This is a genomic window from Ottowia thiooxydans, from assembly GCF_040548795.1.
Lineage (GTDB): Bacteria > Pseudomonadota > Gammaproteobacteria > Burkholderiales > Burkholderiaceae_C > Ottowia > Ottowia thiooxydans_A.
On record NZ_JBEPSH010000021.1, the window covers coordinates 1 to 5,849 of the forward strand.

Genomic DNA, 5,849 nt, shown 5'->3' on the forward strand with positions numbered 1-5,849 from the left:
GCCCGCGCTTCTTCGCATGCAGGCCTCGCATATGCCGCATGCAGATGTAGTGATCATCAAAGAAGCGGGACATTGCTCGAACTGGGAGCAGCCGGTGGCGTTTAACGCGGCGGTGCTGGGGTTTATTGGACGGCATAACACCTAGGAGCGTGGGACGCCTGGTCGCCCAAACTCCTAGTGATGCGATGTCGTCAAACTTGCATCCTTCAGTGCATGCTAGGTACTGAACCCATCAAGCCTGGTGCGCCGCATTAGTAGTGTCTGCTGTGGGGTATGTGGGGTATGTGGCGTATGTGGCTTGAAAGCCGCCAGTCAGGAACGTAACCAGGAGCTGGATCAACTCCGTGGTGTCATCGGGATCATTGCGTTCTTCTGAAATAGTCCGGATACGGCCGGTAGGCGACATAGCCGAGACCATCGCTCCTACCGAAAAAAGGTAGCACCACGTCAGCGTCTTCTGGTCCATGTGCGGCAGCGCCTTCGCCAGCACGCGAATTGTCTGGCGCGCGATCGGATCTGAGTGCTCTCTTGACACTCGTCGCGCGTGTGGTTGGGGATCGTTGCTGATCTGCGCGATGAGTTGCGCATATTGCTGCCCGCCCTGCGCCTTGTTTCGGGAGAAAAGCAGGGTCGGCTCCAAGAACGCTCGTAGCACATCCTGGAGTTCAGGCTGCCCCTTGGAGCGTTGTTCCACGGCGTCGAGGCGCTGGAGCCGTTCGTAATTGATCACTGCGATCCGCCGCCCTAGAACCGCACCAAAGAGCTCTTCCTTATTCGCGAAGTGGTACTGCACCAGCGAAACAGCAACCTTAGCCTCTTGCGCGATTTGACGCAAAGAGACGCCGTGGTAGCCCCTCTGCGCAAAGAGCGTTTCCGCAGCGTCCAAGACTTTTTCCGGCGTCTCGGCACGACTCATTTTCTCACTCCATCAAGCTATTTTTGATCATCCGTCCTATTGTAGATGACCATACGAAAAGCACTTCTGATGGCTCTGTAAGAGAAAAAACGGGTTTACCCGAATCCACATCATATTTCATAGTTGTACACTCGACCTACTAATTAAGAAGAGCATGACCAGTCTGAACGAAACACACAATCCATCGCTATGCTCATGGGTGCCACGATCCGCACCCGGCCAATCCGATTTCCCTATACAAAATCTTCCATTTGGTCGATTCACAACAGAAAGCGATCCATCACGCAGGGTAGGCGTTGCAATTGGAAATCACGTTCTGGATTTGAGACAGATGACCAACATCGGCTTACTTAAAGACCTGGACGCCAGTCTCATCAAAGCCTGCGCAAGTGACAGCCTGAACACGCTGATGGACCTTACACCTGCGCAGTTGTCAACGTTGCGCCTACTGCTGTCGCGCCTGCTGCGTCACGGCGGCCCCGATCGCTCTGAAGTTGTTTCATGCCTGGTTGATGCCACCAATGCACTGATGCGAATGCCAGCCGATGTACGCAACTTTTCGGACTTCTTCACTTCCATCCATCACGCTTCAAATACCGGACGCATGCTTCGGCCACATGCGCCGCTGCAGCCCAACTTCCACCATTTGCCAGTCGGCTATCACGCACGGTCCTCAACCCTGCGCGTGAGTGGCACTCCGTTATGTAGACCATGCGGGCAACAAATCCCCAAGGACATGACCGAACCGGTTTATGAACCGAGCCGCCGGTTGGACTTTGAATGCGAAGTGGCAATCCACATAGGTCGCGGCAACGAATTGGGCAAGCCCATTCGTGTGGACCAGGCAGACGAGTCCATCTTCGGCGTCAGCCTGCTCAACGACTGGTCATCGCGCGACCTCCAGACCTGGGAGTCGGCACCGCTCGGGCCGTTTCTTGCAAAGAGCTCGCTGACGACACTCTCTCCCTGGATCGTGACCACCGAAGCACTTGCCCCCTTTCGTGTAGCGGCGGTGCGAAGGGCCAGTAACGTGCCATCGCCTCTCCCGTATTTACTAGATACCAAAGACCAGGTGAATGGCGGAATCGATATCCAAATGGAGATCTACCTGCAAACCGAACAGGGTCGCGAAAGAGGTTTGCCCGCCACGCTGATCTCATCACCGAATTTCCGGGATCAGTATTGGACGCCAGCGCAGATGCTCGCGCACCAGACGAGCAATGGCTGCGTCGTTGAGCCCGGCGACATCATTGGCTCCGGAACGGTGTCCGGCCCGGTGCGCGATCAACTCGGTTGTTTGCTGGAACTGACTCAGGGCGGCACCCTGCCGCTCGAGTTGCCCACCGGAGAACTGCGAGCCTTCCTCGAAGATGGAGATGAAGTCGAAATCCGAGGACGCTGTGTCGCCAACGGAGCAGTGCCTATCGGATTTGGCGTTTGCGCAGGTCGCATACATCCCTGCCAGGCCGGCTAAACAGCTCGCTCTGGTAACACCGGACACCCCCAATTCACTTTTCACACAAGGAGACAATCAATGCCAAGAATATTCAGCCAAGCGCTCCAGGCCCCTTTCATAGGCTTGGCGCTCGCCACGGCCTACACGGTGCCAGCTATCGCACAGACAGAAAGCTATCCTTCCAAGCTGGTAGAAACCATCGTTCCCTATTCCGTGGGCGGCGGCGTCGGCGCGATGGCACGTGCATTTGCCAACGAGGCATCCAAGGACACTGGACAACAGTGGATCGTGAGTGCGCGGGAGGGCGCGGGTGGCGTGGTGGGCTTCTCGTTTCTGGCACGCGCGAAACCTGACGGGTACACAGTGGTCTTTTCTCCTGCCTCGCCGTTGACAAACTCCCCGTTTGTCAACAAACGAATGCCATTCACCACCGACCAGATCGAGCCAGTCTGTCAGGTTTTCGAGAACGTCTTCGCGATTGCAGTCAAGCAGGACTCGCCTATTAAATCCTTCGAGGAGTTGGTGGCTAGCGCGCGGCAGAAGCCAGGGGTCGTTTCCTACGGCCATGCTGGCCCGGCAAGCGTTCCACATCTGTCGATGGCCGCCATTGAACAATCCATGAAAATCAAACTCAACTCCATCGCGTACCGTGGTGACGCACCCCTGATATCAGACACGATGGGAGGAACGTTGGACTTCAGCGTGCCCGCTATTTCTTCTTTGGCTGGAAAGAACCTCCGCGTCCTGGCTGTACTTTCAGATAAGCGCCATCCCGGATTTGCAAGCGTTCCATCCATCACTGAACTCGGGGGGCCAGCCGTTACGCCGGGGCTCAATGGGCTCTATGTTCCCGCGGGGACCCCTAAAGCAGTGGTCTCTGAAATAGAGCGCATCTGCGAGAAAGTCACCAAGTCGAATGCTTTTTCATCGAACGCGAAGATGCTCATGCAGGTGCCGCAGTACCTCAATGGCGCTGCCTTCAAGGAGCGCATCTTGGCGACCTACAAATCCAACGCATCTCTGGTGCCGGATCTCAACCTCGAGACAAACTAAGTTCCCAATCACCTTTGAAACTTACACTCCATATGCTCGACACGCCATCTCCGATCCGAAGAATCCTGACCGGTCTTGACTCCAACGGACGCTCCATCATCGAGTCCGATGGGCCCTCTCCTGCGCAAAAGGTCGTCCCCGAGCGACCAGGCTACAGGATCACCGACCTCTGGCGGACCTTGCCCGGCGATGGGCTCTCGGCAGCAGATTCCATTGCCAAGCACAGCGGCGTGCTTCCTCCTCCCGGTGGCACCGTTGTACGCATCATCGAATGGCCCCCCGAACCCCAGGACCCGATGGAGCTTCGCCGCCTGATGGATGCGACGTTCAAGTCGATGTTTCCGGACGCTCACCGTGACGTGCAGTCCGGCGAGCATCCGGGCATGCACCAGACCAACACCATAGACTATGCGATCGTGCTTGAAGGTGAAGTGCTGGCCATCATGGAAGAAGGCGAGACCCTCATGAAAGCCGGTGATGTCCTCATTCAGCGTGGCACAAGCCACGCCTGGGCAAACCGATCAGGAAAACCCGTCAAGGTTGCCTTCATTCTCGTAGACACGGTGCGTTGATCGCATCGCCTGAACCTTCCGCTCGCAGACATTTGATCCCTGCGTACGCCAGCCGCGTTCTACGTTAAGCATCATGGCGGGAAGCTCATGCGTCAGTACGATTCGTCTCATAGAACTGAGCACGACTCAACGGCAATTTGTACTGCACTGGGGAGAGATGGGTTCGCGCTGGGGTGTGAATCGTACCGTAGCGCAGATTCACGCCTTGCTGTTTGTGCACGGACAGACAGCCGCTCAACGCGGAACAATTGAGCGAAACCCTTGGGGTAGCACGCTCCAACGTGAGCAATAGCCTGGAAGAGTTGCAGGCCTGGGAATTGATCCGCACCACCCATGTACTGGGCGACAGGCGTGACTTCTTTGAGACCAGCGTGGATATATGGGAGCTTTTTCGCGCGATTGTGCGTGAGCGCAAGGAGCGCGAGTTTGACCCCACCATCCGCATGCTCTCTACCCTGGTGAAGAGCCCCGAGTTCAAGGGCGAAACCGCTGACGCGCAAGACCGTATCCGCTCTACTCTGGCTCTGATGAACAAACTTGCCGCCTGGGCAGATGAAATGCTGCGCCTGTCGCCAGGCACGCTGGACAAGATCTTGGGCCTCGGCGTCAGCGTGCAGCGCTTTGTTCGCGGCACCTCACCATACTCAGAGAAAGAAAAGCACTCCGCACAACGACCTTGAGTATCCTCGCCAGGCAGGGCTCGTCCTGCCTCTTTTTTCAGTGTTAATTTCTGTTTATACAGAAATAACGAATAAAAAAGGAATCGCCATGACCGACCCCTCATATCATTCCCCCTCACCCTGTACTGCGACGCCAGTTGTCGTTTCTGCAATGCGGAGATGACCAACCTGATGCTGCGCAATACGCAAGGACGCCTTTGTTTCATCAACTGCGCAGAAACCGGCTTTCAAGGTGGTCCCGCTCCGCAGGAGGATTTGATGCGTTCCATTCACGGGGTGGATGCACAAGGCAGGGTCTTTGTCGGTGAGGGCTGCCTGGCTCGCGCCTATGAGGGCATCGGTTGGACCTGGGTTGGGGCAGCCCAATAGCCTTGGGGCTGATGGTTGTCACAGCAATGAGCTTGGTCGGCTTCATCATCGCTGAGCGCACACATACACACCCCATGTTCGACTTCTCGGTGTTCAGCATCCGTGACTTTACCGGCGCAATCCTGGGCTGCGTCGGAATGAATTTCAGCTACTGGCCTTTCACGATTTATCTGCCACTGTATTTCACAGCTGGGTTTGGTATGGATGTCACTTCCGCCGGGCTGGTCCTGTTGGCCGGTCTAGGCTTGGGTCTGACCACCACCCCAGCCACCAGCATGACAACCTCTGCGGTCCCCTCCCATCGCGCAGACATGGGACATGCGGTGGATGTCAAGCCCACAGGGTTCATAAGATTTGGCTCTGGCCAGTTCGTCTATAAGCTTCCAACAGGCTATCTAGCCGCATCTGATTCGCGCAGGGATGGTCAGGCGGTAGGTTTTTGATATTCACATACGCGGCACCCGCGCCCGAAACTTGAAACACCGATGAGATCCATCGGCCAAAGATGAAGATGCACCGCGAACTCTCTTCACCAAAAGAGCGATCAACTATGGTGGGCATAACTGCTTTGCAGCATGACCGGAGACAACAGGGCTTCCGATCGCGAGAATATGCGGTTCAACCTCAGCCCGGGCTTCCATGAACAAACGATCCCTTGCACGGACGGCTCCTGTCTGGACTCCTGAACCGATACCAACGCCGGCGCCAGCCCAGGAAGGCTGGATTGATGTCGGGGGAGCACGCCTTTGGTATTGGGATACCGGCGGAACTGGGCAACCAGTCGTGTTCATGCATGCAGGCTC

At 56.4% G+C, this 5,849-nt stretch carries 6 protein-coding genes and 1 pseudogene; 6 read left to right on the top strand and 1 reads right to left on the bottom strand.

The genetic code is table 11. From position 1 onward, the window contains the following. Positions 1 to 232: 232 nt before the first annotated feature. On the bottom strand, positions 233 to 916 hold the full coding sequence (locus tag ABIE13_RS27425) for a TetR/AcrR family transcriptional regulator (protein WP_354449469.1): 684 nt from the start codon (positions 914 to 916) through the stop codon (positions 233 to 235). A 154-nt stretch (positions 917 to 1,070) separates the two neighbouring features. Here ABIE13_RS27425 and fahA point away from each other — a divergent pair, with 154 nt between their 5' ends. From fahA to ABIE13_RS27455, 6 genes and pseudogenes are all read left to right on the top strand, one after another. Next, positions 1,071 to 2,390, top strand: a complete 1,320-nt coding sequence (gene fahA / locus ABIE13_RS27430; protein ID WP_354449471.1) for a fumarylacetoacetase — start codon at positions 1,071 to 1,073, stop codon at positions 2,388 to 2,390. Positions 2,391 to 2,450: 60 nt separating this feature from the next. After that, positions 2,451 to 3,425 (top strand): tripartite tricarboxylate transporter substrate binding protein, encoded by a 975-nt coding sequence (locus tag ABIE13_RS27435; protein ID WP_354449473.1) that lies wholly within the window; start codon positions 2,451 to 2,453, stop codon positions 3,423 to 3,425. Positions 3,426 to 3,439: 14 nt separating this feature from the next. After that, positions 3,440 to 3,997, top strand: coding sequence for a cupin domain-containing protein (locus ABIE13_RS27440; RefSeq protein ID WP_354449475.1), 558 nt, complete (start codon positions 3,440 to 3,442; stop codon positions 3,995 to 3,997). A 109-nt stretch (positions 3,998 to 4,106) separates the two neighbouring features. Continuing rightward, positions 4,107 to 4,677: pseudogene (locus ABIE13_RS27445) on the top strand (GbsR/MarR family transcriptional regulator). Between the two features lie 159 nt (positions 4,678 to 4,836). Next, positions 4,837 to 5,046 carry a hypothetical protein gene (locus ABIE13_RS27450; protein ID WP_354449477.1) on the top strand — a complete coding sequence of 70 codons (210 nt, stop codon included), beginning with the start codon at positions 4,837 to 4,839 and terminating at the stop codon, positions 5,044 to 5,046. A gap of 11 nt (positions 5,047 to 5,057) precedes the next feature. Beyond that, on the top strand, positions 5,058 to 5,489 hold the full coding sequence (locus ABIE13_RS27455; RefSeq protein WP_354449479.1) for a hypothetical protein: 432 nt from the start codon (positions 5,058 to 5,060) through the stop codon (positions 5,487 to 5,489). Positions 5,490 to 5,849 lie beyond the last annotated feature (360 nt).